The organism is Novosphingobium sp. HR1a, from assembly GCF_015594425.1.
Classification (GTDB): Bacteria; Pseudomonadota; Alphaproteobacteria; order Sphingomonadales; family Sphingomonadaceae; genus Novosphingobium; species Novosphingobium resinovorum_A.
The window spans coordinates 12,844-31,799 of record NZ_JABXWS010000099.1 but is presented as its reverse complement, the minus strand read 5'-3'; the positions used below and the strand labels follow the sequence as shown (position 1 = coordinate 31,799).

Annotated in this window: 14 protein-coding genes and 2 pseudogenes; 6 read left to right on the top strand and 10 right to left on the bottom strand. The window is 63.4% G+C overall.

The features are described 5' to 3' along the window. Positions 1–17: 17 nt before the first annotated feature. Positions 18–674, bottom strand: coding sequence for a GntR family transcriptional regulator (locus tag HWN72_RS26205; RefSeq protein WP_211151763.1), 657 nt, complete (start codon positions 672–674; stop codon positions 18–20). Positions 675–976: 302 nt separating this feature from the next. Here HWN72_RS26205 and HWN72_RS26200 point away from each other — a divergent pair, with 302 nt between their 5' ends. Both HWN72_RS26200 and HWN72_RS26195 read left to right on the top strand, forming a co-directional pair. After that, the gene (locus HWN72_RS26200; protein ID WP_211151762.1) at positions 977–2,218 is read left to right on the top strand and encodes an FAD-binding oxidoreductase; all 1,242 of its coding nucleotides are present in this window, start codon (positions 977–979) and stop codon (positions 2,216–2,218) included. After that, positions 2,215–3,402, top strand: a complete 1,188-nt coding sequence (locus HWN72_RS26195) for a Xaa-Pro peptidase family protein (RefSeq protein WP_211151761.1) — start codon at positions 2,215–2,217, stop codon at positions 3,400–3,402. The genes HWN72_RS26200 and HWN72_RS26195 overlap by 4 nt, the downstream gene beginning before the upstream one ends. 318 nt (positions 3,403–3,720) lie before the next feature. Here HWN72_RS26195 and HWN72_RS26190 read toward each other — a convergent pair whose 3' ends face one another. From HWN72_RS26190 to HWN72_RS26180, 3 genes are all read right to left on the bottom strand, one after another. Then, the gene (locus HWN72_RS26190) at positions 3,721–5,160 is read right to left on the bottom strand and encodes an IS1182 family transposase (protein WP_211151779.1); all 1,440 of its coding nucleotides are present in this window, start codon (positions 5,158–5,160) and stop codon (positions 3,721–3,723) included. 99 nt (positions 5,161–5,259) lie between these two features. Next, positions 5,260–5,646, bottom strand: a complete 387-nt coding sequence (locus tag HWN72_RS26185) for a hypothetical protein (protein ID WP_211151760.1) — start codon at positions 5,644–5,646, stop codon at positions 5,260–5,262. A gap of 370 nt (positions 5,647–6,016) precedes the next feature. Beyond that, positions 6,017–7,387 carry an IS1380 family transposase gene (locus tag HWN72_RS26180; protein WP_211151759.1) on the bottom strand — a complete coding sequence of 457 codons (1,371 nt, stop codon included), beginning with the start codon at positions 7,385–7,387 and terminating at the stop codon, positions 6,017–6,019. Positions 7,388–7,977: 590 nt separating this feature from the next. Here HWN72_RS26180 and HWN72_RS26175 point away from each other — a divergent pair. Genes HWN72_RS26175 through HWN72_RS26165 form a run of 3 tightly spaced genes read left to right on the top strand, consistent with a single transcriptional unit; the run spans position 7,978 to position 13,104 of the window. Next, positions 7,978–10,614, top strand: coding sequence for a TonB-dependent receptor (locus tag HWN72_RS26175; protein WP_211151758.1), 2,637 nt, complete (start codon positions 7,978–7,980; stop codon positions 10,612–10,614). Continuing rightward, entirely contained in the window at positions 10,614–11,744 is a 1,131-nt protein-coding gene (locus HWN72_RS26170) for a Ca2+-dependent phosphoinositide-specific phospholipase C (protein ID WP_248006355.1), read from the top strand. The genes HWN72_RS26175 and HWN72_RS26170 overlap by 1 nt, the downstream gene beginning before the upstream one ends. A gap of 7 nt (positions 11,745–11,751) precedes the next feature. Beyond that, a complete protein-coding gene (locus HWN72_RS26165) occupies positions 11,752–13,104 on the top strand; it encodes a histidine-type phosphatase (RefSeq protein WP_211151757.1) in 1,353 nt (450 codons plus the stop codon). On the opposite strand, the gene HWN72_RS26160 is transcribed toward HWN72_RS26165, so the two are convergent. Further along, positions 13,008–13,424, bottom strand: coding sequence for a VOC family protein (locus HWN72_RS26160; protein ID WP_211151756.1), 417 nt, complete (start codon positions 13,422–13,424; stop codon positions 13,008–13,010). The genes HWN72_RS26165 and HWN72_RS26160 overlap by 97 nt on opposite strands. Before the next feature lie 90 nt (positions 13,425–13,514). On the opposite strand from HWN72_RS26160, the gene HWN72_RS26155 reads away from it, so the two are divergent. Next, positions 13,515–14,249, top strand: coding sequence for a YafY family protein (locus tag HWN72_RS26155; RefSeq protein WP_211151755.1), 735 nt, complete (start codon positions 13,515–13,517; stop codon positions 14,247–14,249). A gap of 373 nt (positions 14,250–14,622) precedes the next feature. Here the strand turns inward: HWN72_RS26155 and HWN72_RS26150 are convergent. The 5 genes and pseudogenes from HWN72_RS26150 to HWN72_RS26130 form a co-directional block, all read right to left on the bottom strand. Next, a pseudogene (locus HWN72_RS26150) lies at positions 14,623–15,531 on the bottom strand (IS3 family transposase); the annotation flags it as partial. Beyond that, entirely contained in the window at positions 15,532–16,899 is a 1,368-nt protein-coding gene (locus HWN72_RS26145; protein WP_248006354.1) for an IS110 family transposase, read from the bottom strand. Between the two features lie 212 nt (positions 16,900–17,111). Next, a pseudogene (locus tag HWN72_RS26140) lies at positions 17,112–17,360 on the bottom strand (transposase); the annotation flags it as partial. 183 nt (positions 17,361–17,543) lie between these two features. Then, the gene (locus HWN72_RS26135) at positions 17,544–18,419 is read right to left on the bottom strand and encodes a phytanoyl-CoA dioxygenase family protein (protein WP_211151754.1); all 876 of its coding nucleotides are present in this window, start codon (positions 18,417–18,419) and stop codon (positions 17,544–17,546) included. 79 nt (positions 18,420–18,498) lie between these two features. Next, positions 18,499–18,951, bottom strand: coding sequence for a nuclear transport factor 2 family protein (locus tag HWN72_RS26130; RefSeq protein ID WP_036526635.1), 453 nt, complete (start codon positions 18,949–18,951; stop codon positions 18,499–18,501). Between the last annotated feature and the right edge of the window lie 5 nt (positions 18,952–18,956).

Genomic DNA, 18,956 nt, shown 5'->3' with positions numbered 1-18,956 from the left:
CCCTGAAGTTTTATGTTTCAGCCGGTCTGGCTGGCTGTGAAATGGGCGCGCAAATCGTCCAGAGTGCTGGCAATGTGCGCGGTAAGCAGGTCTTTCACCGTGTTCGCGTCTCCGGCGAGCCAGGTGTCGAGCAGTTCGCTGTGTTCGTTGTGCGCGCGGTCGCCGCGCCCGGCGGGCTCCAGGTGCGCAATGACATAGCGCTCGGCCAGCACTTCAAGGCGCTCGACCAGTTGGGTGGTGAGCAGGCGCTTGCCCGGGCGGACCAGCGAGACGTGGAATTCGCGGTTACGCACAGCGACTTCGGCGCGATCCCCCTTGGCGGCGGCATCAAGGATATCGAAGGCGCGGCGGGCGGCTTCCTTGTCGCTCTCGTCCGCGCGGGCGCAGGCATAAGCGGCGGCAGCGGGTTCGGTGGCGAGGCGCAGGAGGTAGATTTCCTCGGCCTGATCCTGTGACATCGGGCGCACGAACCAGCCGCGATTGGCTTGGCTGGTCAGCAGCCCTTCGTGTTCCAGGCGGGCCAGCGCCTCGCGCAGCGGGATCTTGCTGACACCTAGTTCGGCGGCGAGGGCATCTTGGCGCACCGGCTCCATGACGGGGAGCTTGCCCTCTACGATTCTCTCCCGGATCACGTCGAAAATGCGTTCGGCAAGCGTGCGGACGACGATAGTCATCTGTGGATCTCCATACGGTTCTCGGCGCGGCGATGGCGCCGGAGCAAATTACCGTATACCGTAGATGATTGGCGATCTGCCTGCAATCGCTCCGCTTGTACTCTGACCGCGTGATGGTCCGGCAGGTTCCGCCCGAGGTCCACCATCCCCGCACACAAGGGTACCATAAAGGCACTCAGGGGCGCCATGGCGGCAGGTGGATAGACAGCTGGGCGAAGCATCTTGCGCATCGAGCCTTGTACGAAAGGATGGCGATTGATATATGGTATACGATATAGTCCGACAAATGCAATGGAGTTTTCGTGGGGGTGATCGGTATTGTCGGCGGCGGGGTCGTCGGGTTGTGTGCAGGGCTGGACCTGCTTGAAGCCGGACACCGTGTCGTACTCGTCGACGACGATGCGCATGCACACGCGGCATCATGGGGTAATGCCGGTCATATCGCCGTGGAGCAGGTCGAGCCGCTGGCGTCGATGGACATGGTGCGTACCTTGCCAAGCCGTCTGTTCGTGCGCGGCGGCCCGCTGGCTTTTCCACCCGGCGCGATGGCGCAGTGGGTGCCGTTCGGATTGAGCCTGCTGGCCGCGGCACGGCCTTCGCGTTTTCGCGCTGGTTGCGAGGCTATGCGGCCGCTGATGGCCGAGGCGCTGCCGGCCTGGGCGGTGCGGGTCGAGCGGATCGGCGCGCCGGAGTTGCTGCATACGCAGGGCCATTTCGTACTGTGGCACGGCGACGAGGCCGCACGGACAGGGCGGGCCGCCTGGGACGCCGCCGAAACGGGCACCGCGCAAGTCCATCCCGCTACGTCCGATGAGATCGCGCGGCTTTCCGCCCTGTGCCGAGAGCCGATCGCGGGAGCCGTGCGCTTTTCGGGCACTGCGCAGATATCCGACCTCGGCGATCTGCGAGCAGTGCTGCGCCGCGCTTTCGTCGAGGGCGGGGGTACGTTGATGGAGGCGAAAGCCGAACTAGCGCTCATCGATGGTCGCGCGCGGATTGCCGGGCTCGATGCGGACCGGGTGCTGGTCTGCGCGGGCGTCCGATCGCGCGCGATCATGGAGGGGCTCGGCCATGTCGTCCCGATGATCGCCGAACGCGGTTATCACATTCGCGCGCAAGTGCGCGAAAGCGACTGGCCCGCAGACCTGCCTCCGGTGGTGTTCGAGGACCGCGCGATGATCGTCACCCGTTACCGCGACACGTTGCAGGCCGCCAGCTTCGTGGAACTGGGCCATCCCGACGCGCCCGCCGACCCGCGCAAATGGGAGCGGCTGGAACGGCACGTCGCGCAGCTCGGCCTGCCTGTGTCGGGGCCGTTCACGCGCTGGATGGGGTGCCGCCCGACGCTGCCGGACTACCTTCCGGCGATCGGTCGCTCGACGAAGGCGAATAACCTCTTCTATGCCTTCGGGCATCAGCACCTCGGCCTCACGCTGGCGCCGATAACCGCGCGGCTGGTCGCCGCGATGATCGGCGGTACGCCGCCCGTCATACCGCTGGCGCCGTTCGACATCGCACGTTTTGCTAAGGAATTGACGACATGATCGGTGGATCGACCGCAGAAACCGAACTCGCCCGGCTCTCCCCCTGGGACGACCGCGCTCCCGCCATCGCCCCGGCCGAGCGCGAAGCCCGGATGGAGCGCGCCCGCGAACTGACCGAAAAGCTCGGCGCCGATGCGCTGCTGGTCGATGCGGGTGCATCGTTGCGCTACTTCACGGGCCTTCCCTGGGGCCAGACCGAGCGCCTGGTTTCGATGCTGCTCGCGCCCGGCCGCACGCCGATCATGATCTGCCCGCACTTCGAGATCGGCACGCTGGAGGCCGATCTGGCGGTGCCCGTCGAGATCAGGTCATGGCAGGAGGACGAGGACCCGGTGGCACTGGTGATCGATGCCCTTCGCGAGATCGGTGCGAAGACGCTGGCGATCGACCCCGAACTGCCGTTCCACTTCGCCGAGCGCATCCGCGCCGCCGGGACCGCGCGGTTGATCGACGCCATGCCGGTGGTCAAGCAGTGCCGCATGGTCAAGTCCGCCGCAGAACTGGCGCTGATGCAACAGGCGAAGTCGATGACGCTGATGGTCCAGCATGCCGCCGCGCGCATTCTGCGGCCCGGCATCCGCCTGAGCGAGGTCGTCCGCTTCATCGATGCCGCGCATCGCCGGCTGGGCGCGAGCGGATCGAGTTTCTGCATCGTCCAGTTCGGGGAGGCGACGGCCTATCCCCATGGCCTGCCCGGCGATCGCGCGCTGCAGGAAGGACAACTCGTCCTCGTCGATACCGGCTGCACCGTCGAGGGCTACCATTCGGACATCACCCGTACTTATGCTTTCGGTGCAGTGTCGGGGGACATCCAAGATATCTGGGCGATCGAAAAGGAGGCGCAGCAGGCCGCCTTTGATGCGGTCCGCCCTGGCGAGCCGTGCGAAAGCGTCGACCATGCCGCGCGCGCCGTGCTGGCGAAAGCCGGTCTTGGCCCTGACTACGCCTTGCCCGGACTCCCGCACCGCACGGGTCACGGCATAGGGCTGTCGATCCACGAGCCGGCGTATCTTGTACGCGGGGACCGAACATTGCTGGAGCCGGGTATGTGCTTCTCCAACGAACCGATGATCGTAGTCCCCGGTCGTTTCGGGGTGAGGCTGGAAGATCACATGTACGTGGCGGACGGTGGCGCCCGCTGGTTTACCGAGCCGCAAGCCAGGATTGATAAACTCGCGCTCTGACACGGGCTATCCAGCGATGTGCGCCCTGCCGGAATGGCCATCCGGCAAGTCCGAAACGAACTTGCCGGTAGATGAGAAGCGGCGCACTTAGCGGCCCGCTTGTCGATCAGCGTAGTCGCGGTCTGATCGTTCTGCTCAGAATGCTTCGGTGATCGGCGTGGCGGTCACAGTAAGGAAGCACTTGCAGGAGCATATCGCGCAATCGGCTCGCATGATGGCGACCGTCGTTATGTCCGCAACGGGTGCAGGCTGTGTGGAAACGTCTTCGCAGTCGAGGTTGATGGATATCGTCAGGGGCCGAATTTTTGCGACGTTGTCTTAGCCGGCGATCGCATTCAGCAAATTGCGGGTTCCCATGATGTTGAGGGCGCGAGTGAGGTTGTAGGCGAGCACGTGGAGGGCCATTTCGGTGGAAACGCGCGGTTTGGTTCTGGTGAGAAAATGAGTGTAACCCATTCGCGACTTCAGTGTGCCAAAGGGATGCTCGACGGTCTGGCGCCGGATACGCATAGCGTCCGGATTGGCATCGAGCCGGTACTGCATCGCCTCGATCATATCTTCATGCTCCCATCGGGAAACACGTCGCTCCTTGCCTGGTGTACATCGCGATTTGATCGCGCAGGTTTGACAGGTGCTGGCCCAGTAGCGGTTTATCTTCAGACCTCTTTCCTCACTCTGAAGGCGGTTTTTCAGCAGTTCTCCCGCCGGACAGCGATAGACATCCTGCTCGGGCACGTAGACAAAATCGGGCTTTCCAAAGCGTCCTTCATATCTGGCCCTTGATGTCTGTGGCTTTGGCAGAGTGACGGTGATGCCAGCCTGTTCGCTGGCGAGGATCTGCTCGCTTGAAAAATAGCCGCGATCGGCCACGACATCCAGCTGATCCACGCCCAGGACCGCCTTGGTCGTTGTCGCCATGCCGCTCAGTTGAGCCCGGTCGCTGCCGATATTCGTCACTTCATGGGCAACGATGATGTGGTGCTCTGTATCGACCGCGACCTGGAAATTATACCCGACCATTCCCGTTCCACGACCGCTTGTGGCCATGGAGCGAGCATCAGGATCAGTCAGCGAGATCTGCTGGTCCGGCGCCGCCAGCATCTGCTCCTCCAAACCGTCGAGACGTTTCATCTCCTCCTCAAGCCTGGCAATCTTCTCCTTCAGGCGATCCGTTTTCGAGGCAAGGGCGTCTGTCGGTTCCTGCCGGTCTGCCGTGTCCAATTGCGCGAGATAACGGGCAACGCTTTCTTCAATTTGCTCCCGACGTCGCGCCAGCTTGGCCTTGGTGAAATTGCGGTCGCGATTATTAACCGCTTTGAACTTGCTGCCGTCAATGGCAACGCTGCCACTCGTGAGGAGAGCCATCTCCCGGCAGAGCAAGACGAAACGGCCACAAACTTGCCGGATCGCAGTACCGTTATCTCGCCGGAAATCTGCAATCGTCTTGTGATCGGGTACAAGCCGGCCCACCAGCCACATCAGCTCGACATTGCGGTCAGCCTCCCGCTCAAGGCGCCGGCTCGACTGAACCCGATTGAGATATCCGTAAATGTAAAGCTTGAGGAGGACCGACGGGTGATAAGCAGGCCGCCCTGTCGGGGCAGGCTGCGTGCGGTCAAATCCGAGCCCCAGAAGGTCGAGCGTATCAACAAATATATCGATCACTCGAACCGGATTATCGTCCCCGATCCAATCATCTACGCAGGGCGGAAACAATGTCGTCTGCTTGCGATCCGCGCCAGAAATGAAGCGACCGATATGATCCTCCAAACCGTTGGAGCATCATACCAGATCCGCCGCGTTTTCACACAGTCTGGGTGGGAAGCGGACGTATCCAAGCAACCGCAGAAAGACGGTTTATAAAGCGATCCGCCGAGCCAAGCCTGCTTTGAATAATGCAGTAACAAAGTCATTTGCGGATGACGCTGTGCCGCTCGGCTCGAAACGCACGGTCAGTTTCTTTGCATGGTCTTGCGGGAGCTTTTCAGCGATCCAGCCCTGTGCCGTTCCGATATCGATGGCGGCTTGCCCTTGCACAAGGTTACCGTCAAACCTCACACATCGCGCATCTTCTCGATCGATCTTCGCAAGAATTCGTTGGAAATGTCTACGAGACAGAATTTGATGGATTGCGCCGGTGCCTGCCACGACAAAGACGGCAAGGATGAAGCCATTCGGCCCCAAAAAGTATGTCCCCAACAATGCTATTCCCAACCAGCACGCGATGTTGAGTAGCCTGACCACTTAATTTATCCGCCTTTTGCTTACACGCGATCCTACCTTCCAGAGCGATGTCCGCAATGGGCGTATCCAGTCAGGCTGCATTTCTGCGAGAGCGACGGGCACCGGCGGACGGCTATGGAGCGGAGCGCTCGCCGCCCGGAATGGAGAAAACGGGGCGGTGCTTGACTGGCAGTTTTTCTCGCGTCAGGTGGGCCAGTCTAACCCGGGTTATTCACGAGCCCGCCGCTCTGGTGTGTCCCGAGTTTGATCGGTGTTTGGCGGCGTGACTTGGGCGAGCGCTGGCGCCGGTGTTTTCCACCGCGTCAGGAGCAATGGGCTTTTCGAGGTTGACGGGACGAGGGCTCGGGTTTCGGCGGCATGGCCGCGCTGGCTATGTCGGCGCTGGCCGAAGACCGGTGGCGATGGCTTTGAACACGCCGGCGTCGGGGCATGCTGACGCGAAGGCGACACGGATACGCGAGGCGCTCTCGATGACGCGGGCAGCGACCTTGAGCAGCCGCAGGCGCAGAGTCGCGAACTCGGCAGCGGCCAGCGCAGTGGCCTTGGGGATGGCCTGCTGGATGCGCCACATCAGCCAGTAGGCGGCGGTATGCAGGATGAGGCGCATCTGGTTGGCATTGGCCGAGCGGCACGAGGTGCGATCGCTGGCCAACTGGGTCTTGTGGCGCTTGATCAGGTTCTCGGCTTGGCCGCGCGCGCAGTAGAGCGTGTCGTAAATATGCTCGGCCGAGCCTTCTGTCAGCGAGGTGACGACATAGCGGATGTCCATGCCCAGCGTGCTGGCTTCGATCCGGGCGACGACGCGGCGTTGGCCCTTCCAGCTTTTGGCGCCGTAGCGGGTCTCGGTATAATGGCGCAGGACCGGGCATTGGCGCTGAGCCCGCTTGACCGCGCAGGCATCGGCGACGGCGACAATGATCGGATCGGCCCGCAGCGCGGCGTTGGTCGGCAAGCCGAACACGTAATCGACCCCGGCCGCCTCGCAGAACGCCATGATCTCGGGCCGACCGTAGTGCCCGTCTCCGCGGATAGTGATGTGGGTATCGGGCCAGTGCTGGCGGATATGACGCACCAGGCGCCGGATGTGGCCGGCACCTTCGGCACCAGACGGCGTCTTGCCGGTGCGCAGCAGCATCGCGACCGGACGGCCGGTCGCAGTGTCGTAGACGTGGATCGGCAGAAAGCAGCGTTCGCCGTGATGGCCATTCCAAAACGAGAGTTGCTGATAGCCGTGCACGACATCGCAGGTGTCATCGATGTCCAGCGTCACCGCCGCCGGTGGGACCGGATAGCTGGCACAGTAGACGCCGATCATCGCGGCCATCATCCGGGCCAGTTCGCGCGTGGTCGGTGCATTCTCCCAGCGGCTCATCGTCGGTTGGCTCGCAAGCCCCGCGCCCGATCCCGGCAACTTGCCCAGTGCCAGGCGGAACCCCGGATCGTCGCGCAGGGCGTCGAGATCGTCAGCATCCTCGTAGCCACACGTGATCGCGAACACCCGGGCGCGCAGGATGTCATCAAGGCGATGGGTCACCCGCGTCGGGTCACGCGGATCAGCGATGCAAGCCGCAAGCCTCCGGCAAATTCCCATCGCTCGCTCGGCTTGCGCCAGCAACAGAACGCCGCCGTCCGAGGTCAGCCGGCCACCGTCGAACGCGGCTGTGATCTTCTTCCCGCCAACCGCTGGAAACGAAAATCCCGGTGCGCTATCATCGCTCCCGGCGGGTGTGGTCCGTGGCACAAATTGCCTCGCTGCAGGACTGGTCTAGACACCCATTTTCCTACTGCAAAGCAATCGCTTACGCCACTCCCGCCAACCCTATCACCCGCCTTCGTGAATAAAACAGGCTAACCTGAACGAATCGCTGCTTCCGAGAAGCTGAAATTGGCCGTCGAATGGCGACAAGGGCGCTTGTCTGCCGATTCCGCTGCCGACCCTTATCGGCCGCTTAGCCGTCAATTTTCGATTCCTAGGTGCGGACGGTCCGCAATCCCGACAGGTGTCGACCACAAGCCTTCTTCCGACGATCGGTGAGAGAATAGCGGATTCGCCCCACTTCACCTCACATGTCGGCGAAGGGCTTTTAGGATGCTGATTTAGACCCGGAGAAAATCCACATTCAGAGGGGAAGCAACTCATCGAACTGCTCCATATTTTTGTCATTCAGCATTCGCCCTGTCGAACCAAGGTTGGCGCCACGACGCTACACATCGAAATATATTTCCATAAAATTGCAGAGGTCATCGAACCGTCACGGCTTTGACGGCGAAACGTCATGCGTGGTTTCTAGTGGGCCCCCAACATAAAAATCACTTCGGGGCACATCTCACATGCGTATCACCAAGCGGGTCTTGGCGTCGTCGACGTCGGCCATCCTGTTCGCGGCCATCGCACTTCCCGCATCCGCCCAAACCGAGCCGGATGCCGAGGCTGGCGTCAACGGCGAGGACATCGTCGTCACCGGCAGCTACGCCCGCAGCCTGCGCGCCGCGACCGAGGCGAAGCGCACCGCATCGTACCAGGTCGATTCGATCAACTCGACCGACATCGGCAAGTTCCCCACCCAGAACGTCGCCGAGGCGCTGCAGCTGGTCACCGGCGTCGCGATCACCCGTCCGCGTGGCGAGGGCCTGAATGTCAGCGTGCGCGGCCTTGGCCCGCAGTTCCAGAACACCCTGCTGAACGGCAGCCCGGTGGCGGTGAACGAAGTGATCGAGAACGGCGGCGCCGCCGGTCGCCAGTTCCGCTTCGAGATGCTGCCAGCCGAGTTCACCTCCAGCATCGACGTCATCAAGACGCCCACCGGCGACATGACCGAAGGCGCGCTGGGCGGCAACATCAACGTCAAGACCTTCGAGCCGTTCGACGTCGGCACCAAGACCACGCTCAACGTGCGCGGCACGTATACCGAGCAGACTGGCAAGGTGAAGCCGAACGCCACCGTGATCACCAGCTGGGTCAACAACGACGACACCTTCGGCATCCTCGTCGGCGGCCAGTACTGGGCCAAGGACGTGCGCAACGACCGCTGGTACAACGCTGGCTGGTACAAGGACCGCTTCGCCTCGCAGCTGGGCCAGACCGGTCTCTACCTGCCCACGCGTACCCGCGCGACGGTCGAGACGGAAAAGCGCGAGCGCATCTCGGGCATGCTGTCGATGCAGTGGCGCCCGAACCCGGAAATGACGACGACGCTGAACGTCCTCGCCACCCGCCTCGACGTGGCTTACGACGAATACGGTCTCGACATCTATCCCGACGACAGCAGCGTCGCCGGCCACCGTCCCACCATCGTACCGGGCAGCGTCGTACTCGATGGCGATACCGTGGTGAAGGCGACGATCAACGACGTGCGCTTCATGGCCTCACGCGAGTACAGCCTCAACCGCCACGACCTGTTCAACGTCGGCCTGCGCCAGACATGGGATCATGATGCCTGGCATGTCGCCGGCACCGTCAACTGGTCCTACGCGCACAGCTATCACCCCAGCTACGACGTCGGTACCGTGCGCAGCCGCGCCATGTTCTTCGCCCCGCTGACCTACGATGCAACGCGTGGCTACAAGGAAGTACCGGACTTCAATACCACGGTCGATCCCACCAATCCGGCCAATTACCAGCTTTACCAGTTCAACATCGCGCCCAAGAACAGCAAGGACTGGAACTTCTACACCCGCGCCGATGTCGCCCACGATTTCGAGGGCTTCATCTCCAAGCTGGCGGTCGGCGGCGAGTACCAGTTCCGCAAGCGCGACTATTCGCGCCGCGATTTCATTGTCAACCCGGTGGCCGGCACCCCGCTGTCGAGCCTAGGTTCGGGTGCCTATGAACAGCTGCCCTTTGACGACTATCTACAGGACCTGGGCGGCAACATCCCGCGTAACTTCCTGGTGCCGGTGACGAGCGCCTATCTCGACGCCTTCTTCACCCCCACGGTCGAGAACTCGGCGCTGACCCCGGCGGACCTCGCCGCCTCGTTCCGCACCACCGAGAAGATCCTGAGCGCCTACGCCCGCGCCGACTACGACTTCTCGCTGGGCTCGGTGCCGGTCACCGGCAATATCGGCGTGCGCTACGTCCACACCGACCAGGTCGCGGGCGGCAACTTGCGCAGCGGCAACGCGATTACCCCGGTCAAGTATCCGAAGACGTTCAACAACGTCCTGCCCAGCTTCAACCTGCGCGCCGAACTGACGCCGTCTCTCGTCGGTCGCCTCAGCGCCAGCCGCGTGCTGACCCGTCCGAACGTGACCGACAGCGCCCCGCGCATCACCATCTCGACCGACGCGCCGACCGCCAGCGGCGGCAACCCGGACCTCGTGCCGTTCCTCGCCACCCAGTTCGACGGGTCGCTGGAGTGGTACTTCAACAAGTCCGGCTCGCTCACCGGCGCGGTGTTCTACAAGGCGATGGACGACTACATCACCCAGCAGAACGTGCCGATCGACATTCCGGGCCGCGGCACGGTGCAGCTGAGCACGCAGGTCAACGGCGGCAACGCCAAGGTCTACGGCTTCGAGGCGGCCTACCAGCAGGTATTCACCTTCCTGCCGCAGCCGTTCGACGGTCTGGGCTTTCAGGCGTCGTACACCCGCACCTCGGTCAAGGCGAACTACACCGCCGGTTCGCGCGTCATCAAGGACGAGATGATCGGCCTGTCGAAGAACAGCTTCAACGTGGTCGGCTTCTTCGAGAAGGGCCCGATCTCGACCCGCCTGTCCTACGTCTGGCGCGACCGTTATCTGTCGGGCACCGGCAGCACCACGCAGGCACCGACCTACACCGCCTCGTTCGGCTCGCTCGACGGATCGATCGCTTATCGCCTGACCAGCAACGTCACGCTCAGCCTCGAGGCAATCAACATCGCCAAGGCACGCCAGTACACCTACAACGACCTGCCGATCCGCTACGGCGACATCAACGACTACGGCCGCACGATCCTGTTCGGCGCGCGGGCGGAATTCTGATGCTGCGCGCTGCGGTTCTCGGGGCGCTGATGCTCGGGGGGGCGATGGCCTCCCCGGTATCGGCGAAGGACGCGGCGGCTCCCGGGCCGCTGCGCATGAACGACATCCAGGTCGTCGGCTCGCACAACAGCTTCAAGACACGGATTCCCGCAGCCGTGATGGCGGAACTGCGCCGCCGCGATCCGAAGATGGCCGAGGCGCTGGACTACTACCACCTGCCGCTGTCCGCCCAACTCGATGCCGGCGTGCGTCAGCTGGAGATCGACATCTTCGCCGATCCCGAGGGCGGCCGCTACGCCGCCCCCAAGGGCGAGGCGCTGCTCTCCCCGGCCGAGCGGGCCCGCGCAAAGCAAGAGGGCTTCGACGAGGCCGCGATGCGCAAGCCCGGCTACAAGGTGCTGCACATTCCCGACGTCGACTATCGCGTCGTGTGCCCCACCCTGGTCGCCTGCCTGACCGAAGTGAACGCGTGGTCGCGGGCGCACCCCGGCCACCTGCCGATCATGCTGACTCTCAACGCCGCCGATACCGCGAACACGCACGAGATCACGCAGCCGCTGCCGCTCGACGATGCGCGCCTGCTCGATGCGCTGGACGCGGAAATCCGCAAGGCGCTGCCGGACAAGCGGCTGATCACCCCCGACGAAGTGCGCGGCGACGCCCCCACGCTGGCCGGGGCGGTGAAAACGAAGGGCTGGCCCACGCTGAAGAGGGCGCGCGGGCGGATCTACGTGCTGTTCGACGTGCGCAAGGCGGTTTCGGACGTGTACCGCGCCGGGCATCCCTCGCTGCGGGGACGCGCGATGTTCGGATGGTATCCCGATGGCGAGCCGGAAAGCGCGATCCAGATCGTGCAGGACCCGCTCGTCGATGGCGCGAAGATCCGCGAATGGGTGAAGGCCGGCGTGATCGTGCGCACCCGCACCGACGCCAACACCGTCGAGGCGCGCACCCACGATTTCACCAAGACCCGCGCGGCGATCGAAAGCGGCGCGCAGGCGGTCAGCACCGACTATTATCCCGGTGCGCCCGACCCGCTGGGCCTGCGCTTTACCGTCACCCTGCCGAACGGCGCGATGGCGGGCTGCAGTTCCGTGCGCGTGGCCGGACCGTGCGCCGTAAAGCCCTGAGATGACCATGCGCGCCCTCCTCGCCGGGCTGGCGCTGCTGATCCCGGCGGCGGCTCACGCCGCGCCCACTACGCCGGGCGATCTGGTGACGGAGCGAGCGGTACTGGTCATGCGCCACGGCATCCGCGCGCCGCTGAACGGTGAAGTACCCGAAGGCACGCGCACCGATCGGCCCTGGCCGGTCTGGCCCGTCGCGCAAAGCGTCGTCACGCCGCACGGCAAACGGGCGCTGGAGATCGTCGCCGAAAGCGACCGCCGCCTGCTTGCGTCGCGCGGCCTGCTGGATGCAGCCGGTTGCCCGAAGGCCGGGTCGGTGTCGATCGTCGCCAACGCCTCGCCGCGCGCGATCGCCAGCGCAGCGGCCTATGTCCGCGGATTTGCGCCGCAGTGCGCCATCAAGATCTCGCATCTCGAAGAACCGCAGGCCGATCCGATCTTCGAGCCCTTGCGCGCGAAAGCGACCGCGTTCGATGCCGATGCGGCCGTGGCCGATATCAACCGCTCGACCGGCGGCATGGCCCGGCTTGCCGCGCGTGACCGCAAGGAACTCGCCCTGCTCAACCGCGTGCTGGGTTGCGGCGAGGCCGATTGCCTGCCCCCGGCCGCGCCCGCCATCGCCGCGCGGGATCGCGATATCCCGCTTTCCGGCCCGATCCGCAGCGCCTCGGGCATCGCCCAAGTGCTGCTGCTGCAGTATCTGGAAGGCATGCCCGTCCAGCAGGTCGGCTGGGGCCGGATCGATGCGGCAGGATTGCAGCGGCTGGGCCGTCTGCATGCGGACCTGTTCACCGTCTACACCCGGCCGCCCTACATGGCGGCCCATCAGGCCAGCGCGCTGGGACGGCGCATCCTCGACACGCTCGACCACGGCCCCGCTTTCGAACTGTTGATGGGCCACGACACCAACGTGACCGCGCTGGCCGCTACGCTGCGCGTCGACTTGTGCGGCGAGGGGTATGCCACGAACGACGTGCCCCCCGGCGGTGCGATCCTCATCGAGCGCCTGCGCGATGCACGCTCGGGCCTGCGCTACGTGCGCGCATCCTACCGCACCCAACCGCCCCAGGCGCTGCGCGGGCTGGGCACGCAGGTCTCGCTCACGCCGCTGCGTTTACCCGGCTGCGCCAAGGCCCCTGCCGCTACGATGTCTTCGCCGCTGCATTCGGGCAGCGCTTGGCGAAGTGACCACTTAGAAGGTGATCGTAAAACGGGGCGACATTGCGGCCGACGCGGCGCGAGGCGTGAGAAGGACGGCGGCCGCCCTCAGGAGCGCGGGTCGACGTCGACGATCCAGGTGATGCCGAACTTGTCGGCCAGCATGCCATACAGCGGCGACCAGGCCGAAGGGCCGATCGGCTGAAGGATCGCCGCGCCCTCGGCCAGCGCCTCCCACCGCTGCCGGACTGCGTCCGCCGACGTCCCGCGCAACGAGACGTAGAAGGCGTTGGTGCCGGCATCGTGGTCATGCCCCGCCTGCACGTCGAACGCCATGATGCGGAAGCCGTCCTCGGCGGCGACCTGGCCCCAGATGACGTGATCGGGCGACCCGGCAAGCTGGGCCTGCCCCATGGCGCCATAAGTCATCACAGTCTGTTCCCCGCCGAAGACATGCTGGTAGAAGTCGAGGGCTGCGCGGGCCTGGCCCCGGAAATTGAGATGGGTGGTAACGGCAAAGGTCATTGCTTGAACTCCTGGATCTACGGCGGCACTCGCTTTCGCCGGCCACCTCTTGCATAGCGGGGCCCAACTGCCATTTTCCGTCAGTAGGCCATGCCGCGATCCGATCGTCTCCTTCGACTGCTCCACGCGATGCGCACCATGGCGGGGCCGCTCACGGCGGCGCGGCTGGCGGAAGAAACGGGCGTATCGCCGCGCTCCCTCTACCGGGACATCGATGCGCTGCGCAGTGCCGGTGCACGGATCGAAGGCGAACGCGGCTATGGCTATCGCCTGCTGGAAGATCCGGCGCTGCCACCGCAAATGCTCGACCGGGACGAGATCGAGGTGCTCGCGCTCGGCCTCGCCGAAGTGCGCGCCTGGGGCGATCCGGCGCTGGCGCGGGCAGCCGATTCGGTTCTCGCGAAAATCGCCGCGACCCTGCCCGACGAGCGCGAACGGCAGTTGCTCCACGCGATCGCGCAAGTGTTCCGCCCGGAGCCGCGCTATGCCGCGCCGCTCGATCTGGCACCGCTGCGGGCGGCATGCTGGCAGGAGCAGGCGGTCGATATCCGCTATGTCGATGGCGATGGCGCGATGAGCGACAGGACGATCCTGCCGCTTGCGCTGTTCTACACCGAAACCTGCGTGACCGCTCTGAGCTGGTGCTGCCTGCGCGAAGATTTCCGGATGTTCCGAACCGATCGGATGGCCGATATCCGGGTGAACGGCACGAGCTTTCGTCCGCGCCGGGTGCCGCTGCTGCGTGATTATCTGGCACAGTTGCAGGCGCGGCACCGCGCGCGAGACGATCGCGGCAGCAACCCGGCCTCGGTAACCGTGAACTGAGTTAGGCACAGTTTGCGGCCATCTCTCAGTTGAACGGTAGCCCGTTTACATCAACCCCTCCCGGTATAACCGATGTTGCTGCCGCCGCAGTTCAGCAAGGTGCCTTTGGGTTGGTAGCCGTATCCCACGAAATCGGCCCATCCTTGCCGCTCAAAGTCCTTTCCCAGCTTTCCGAAAGCGGACATAATTTTGGGCGAGTTCGTAGACCGCATAACGTCAGGAAAGTTGGGCCTCGGCGACGGTCCGGACTTGAAACCTATGTCGTGTAAGCGAACCGTCGTTCATTTGAACTGCCGCCCCCGACTAACATCTCCTGCCCAGGGCCTACCCGCAAGCTCACAGGCTTTCGGCTGGCTGAGTAGCCCCTAGATTTCTAGACGCCTTCTGCTTTCAAAATCTGCTGCCGTTCGAGCTGTGCGGGGGACAGCATCCCGTCCCTGACCTGCTTGCGGACCGGATTGTAGAACATCTCGATGTAATCGAACACGTCCTGCCGGGCTTCATCGCGTGTTTTGTAGGTCCGGCGCCTAATGCGCTCACGCTTGAGCGAGGAAAAGAAACTCTCGGCCACCGCGTTGTCGTAGCAGTTGCCACGCCGGCTCATCGAGTGCTCAAGATTGTGAGCCCGGATGAAGGCCGCCCAGTCCATGCTGGTGAACTGCGAACCCTGATCCGAATGGATCAGCACCCGCTGCTTCGGCTTGCGCCGCCATACCGCCATGTGCAGCGCTTGCAGCACCGCATCGGTGGTCTGCCTGCTCTGCATCGACCAGCCCACCACACGGCGAGAATAGAGATCGATCACGACAGCCAGATAGGCAAAGCCCTCCAGGATGCGGATGTAGGTGATGTCGGTCACCCAGGCCCTGTCGGGGGCAGCGACGTCGAACTGCCGGTCCAGAGTATTGTCGACCGCCCGGGATGGCTTGCCGCCATAGCTTCCCGGCCGCCGCTTGTAACCGATCTGCGCCTTGATGCCTGCCAGCCTCGTCAACCGGGCAACACGGTTCGGGCAGCAGGTCTCGCCCTGATCCAGTAGGTCGTCGTGCAACTTGCGGTAGCCATAGACTTTGCCGCTGTCGTTCCAGGCTTGCCGGATCAACTTCGTCTGCCGCACATCTTCCCGGGTCCGTTGGCTCAGCGGGTTCTTCTGCCAGGCATAGAAGCCGCTGGGCTGGATGCGCAGGCACCGACACATCAATCGAACCCGGAACTGGTCACAATGCTCGGCGACAAATGCGTATCTCACTTTGCATCCCTGGCGAAATACGCGGTGGCTTTCCTAAGAAACAGCTGTCTCGGGCTCTGACGGCAGTTCCTGGAGCGAGAAGCCGAATGCATTGGCGCGTCGCTGGAGATTGCCGATTACCCGGCTGCGATACCGTTCTTCATATTGGGCTGCACCGGGGTCACTATACGCCATCCCGTGACGCAAAGCGTTGTAGAACAGCACGGCGAGCTTGCGCGCGGTGGCGGTCACAGCCTTGGCCTTTCCTGCCCTTGCAGACAGACGGCGGTAAAATGCACCGAGCGCGGTATCCGTCCGGCCTATCGTGGTTGCCGCAAGGCGCAGCAGCGCCGCCGCCCGGCTTGATGATCGGCGCGTTCTCGATGATAGCAGCTTGCCGCCTGATATCTTGTTGCCCGGCGCCAGGCACAGCCATGATGTAAAGTGCTTTGAGCTTGGCCACGCCGCAAGGTCAGTGCCGCACTCTCCGACCAGCTTGAGGGCCAGCGATGGTCCAATACCGTGGATCTGGGTCAGGTCTACTCCCAGCACGCGATAGAGCGCAGAACGAACTTCAAAGTCCGGCGCGTTCACTTGTTTGGTCCTGGTCCGAACCTTGGTCAAACGGGCAATATCGTACCCGTCGCCGCCTTCCAGGTCCCGGAGCGCAATCTCCAGCTTTCGGTCGCACTCCACGATCTTGAGCTGGTAAAAGTCGAACAGCGCGAGCGATTGGCACAGCGCGAAGACGTGTTCATCGCGCCAGTTGCCGGTCAAGGCGGAGCAGATTCTCTCGATGCTGGCATGGCACCGAACGTCACGCATCTGGGCGAGAATGACGGGGTCCCGCTCGCCGTCCGCGATGGCCCGGATAATGCGCAGGCCCGTGACGCCGGTGATATCGGAGACGACGTGGTGGAGTTGCACATTCATCTCCATCAGCGCCTTCTGCATGTGCTGGATATGCGATGCCGAGTACTCGATCAGTAGTTCACGCTGCCGCATATAGGCGCGCAACGTGGCGACCCCGGCTTTGGGGCGAAAACTGCCACGCAAGAGGCCGTAGCTGTGCAGCCGCTGAAGCCATGACGCATCATTCACATCGGTTTTGCGGCCGGGGACATTCTTTGCATACCGCGCATTAACGAGCATGACGTGGAACCCGTGCTCCTCCAGCACTTCGAAAGCTGGGATCCAGTAGACGCCGGTAGATTCCATCGCCACGCTTGTGACGCCGCACGCTTTGAACCAGCGGGCCATATCATGCAGGTCGCCGGTAAATGTGTTGAATGCGCGCACGGGCCGATCATCGGCGTCGGGATTGACCGCTGCCATGTGCATGGTCGATCCAATGTCGATCGCCGCCGCGCCCGGAACAATCATCGGCATATCACCGACCTTCGCCGCTTTTGATCTACTCATTCCACATCTCCTCCAGAACGGGAGGGCATGGGCGATGTAAACCGTCATTTTCCTAACCGGGGTCACCGCTGTGCGGCGCCACCACTCTCAAGTGCGCAATTGCCCACGGGCCACGTTTTTTAACGGGGTATCATGCCACCAATAAGCGAACGGCCGCGACCCTCCTGGCGAGCAGCATAGCACGACCCGTTTCTACCGCGCACAGGCGGGCTCAACCCACGACCGTTTTTTAGTATATCGCGCTCCTCGGTCACCCGGGCCAGTTCGCGCTTCAATTGGCGGATCTCGGCATCCTTGCTAGCATCGCCAGACACCACCTTCGCCAGTTGCCGCTTCCATGCGTACAGCGAATGCTGACTGACGCCGAGCCGCTCGGAAACCTCCGCTACCGGATACCCGCGCTCGGTGATCTGGGCCACCGCATCACGCTTGAACTCATCGCTGAAATTGGGCTTCCCCATCGTCGTCTCCTGTCCTCAAAATTAGGATAGAAGGCGTCTAGAAATCTAGGGGCTACTCAGATCGCGCGCGAGATCGTCGAGTCCGAAAAGGGTGGAGATCAGCGGGAGAACCTCATTGTCGAGAAGCGCAGGTGCTACTGGCCCTTTCTAACCAGCAACAGAGCCGGGGCACCTGCGCTGCTATTATGCCAACTGCGTCAATCCAAATGCGCTTGCCGGGGTGCCAAGCGGCAGCTTCTTGATGCGGGCCACGAGTTCTTCCTCGTCGTCACCGATGTTGTTCGCGGTCGGTGAATCCGCAGCGGGTGCGGGGCGGGCCACATGAACGATGTCGTCGCCCAGCATCCGCAGTGACAGGCTGCGGCGAGTGGTGCCGGCTGCGGTGTAGCCGCCACCGTGCAGGCAACTGGGATGGAAGATCAGCACGTCTCCGCGCCGCATTCCGCAGGTCACGATGTCCCAGGCGTCGCGATTGCCCTCGACGTCTGGGAGGCGTGGCATTTCCTTCTCGTCATAGACTGGCAGGGTGTCGTCACTCGGGTCGAAGTACGAGCCATTGTAGAGCGTCTCGTTGTGCGAGCCGCGCACCACCTCGAGCGCGTATTCCGATGCGATGTCCTGCAGGGGAATCCAGAACACCACGAACTTGCTGCCGTCGATCGGGTGGTAGGGCGTATCCTGGTGCCAGGGCGTGCGACGCACCGGCTTGTCGATGGCGCCCTGCTTGAAGAAGAGCTGGTCGTGGAAGTACCAGACGCCGCCCGACCCGAACACGTCGCGGGCGATATCGACCACGGGCGTATCGCGGAACATCGCGGCGAAGGTCGGTTTGGTGCTCGAATCCTCGACCGACTGGATGAACGTGCCGCCGCTCTCGGCATAGAGGTGCTGGGCGAGCGCGCTGGGGTTGTCGAAGTTGCCCTGCCAGGCTGCCTCGATCAGGGCCATGTCCGCTTCCGAGAAGGCGTTCTCCACGATCAGGACACCGTCGCGGAAGAACCGCTCCGCAAATCCGTCCCGTTCGGCCAGGCTGGTCTTCACTTCCGAAACATCTGCCATCGATCGTCTCCAGGGTTCCTCTGTAGCCCGTGCAAAACGCCATGCCGGGCCACCGGGCACGGCGCTTTGCCGCGTTCCTTCAGTCCTTCTTGTGAACCTGTGTTACCGATTCCGGCATCAGCAGCTGCGGCGCTTCGTAGAAGCGGCTGATCCGCCAAGTGCCATTCTCCTTGCGCAGGTCGAGGTCGTAATAGACGTAGACCTGCACATCGATGCCGGTCTTCGAGCGCCCCATACCATTGATGTAGGCGTAGACTTGCGCATCGTTCCCGCTCAGCTTCACGACGCGGAAGTTGGAGAGGACGTGCATGTGGTGCGACATGTCCTCGAAGACCTGGGCGTAGAAACCCCGGATCTGCTCGTGCCCCTCGAAGCGCGGCAGATGCAGACCGGTGAGGTCGAGCACGGCGTCCGAGGTGAAGTGGGTCATCATGAAGTCGAGGTCGTCGAGCTTGTCGACCGCTACGCAGTAGCCGGTGACGACCTCTTCCAGAGCATTCTTCTCGATCAGGTATTCGATGCCATCAATCATGTCGT

Coding starts and splice junctions, on each gene's coding strand:
- HWN72_RS26205 (WP_211151763.1), bottom strand. CDS start 674: ATGACTATCGTCGTCCGCACGCTTGCCGAACGCATTTTCGACGTGATC.
- HWN72_RS26155 (WP_211151755.1), top strand. CDS start 13,515: ATGCCGCGATCCGATCGTCTCCTTCGACTGCTCCACGCGATGCGCACC.
- HWN72_RS26135 (WP_211151754.1), bottom strand. CDS start 18,419: ATGGCAGATGTTTCGGAAGTGAAGACCAGCCTGGCCGAACGGGACGGA.
- HWN72_RS26170 (WP_248006355.1), top strand. CDS start 10,614: ATGCTGCGCGCTGCGGTTCTCGGGGCGCTGATGCTCGGGGGGGCGATG.
- HWN72_RS26165 (WP_211151757.1), top strand. CDS start 11,752: ATGCGCGCCCTCCTCGCCGGGCTGGCGCTGCTGATCCCGGCGGCGGCT.
- HWN72_RS26160 (WP_211151756.1), bottom strand. CDS start 13,424: ATGACCTTTGCCGTTACCACCCATCTCAATTTCCGGGGCCAGGCCCGC.
- HWN72_RS26130 (WP_036526635.1), bottom strand. CDS start 18,951: ATGATTGATGGCATCGAATACCTGATCGAGAAGAATGCTCTGGAAGAG.
- HWN72_RS26175 (WP_211151758.1), top strand. CDS start 7,978: ATGCGTATCACCAAGCGGGTCTTGGCGTCGTCGACGTCGGCCATCCTG.
- HWN72_RS26145 (WP_248006354.1), bottom strand. CDS start 16,899: ATGAGTAGATCAAAAGCGGCGAAGGTCGGTGATATGCCGATGATTGTT.
- HWN72_RS26195 (WP_211151761.1), top strand. CDS start 2,215: ATGATCGGTGGATCGACCGCAGAAACCGAACTCGCCCGGCTCTCCCCC.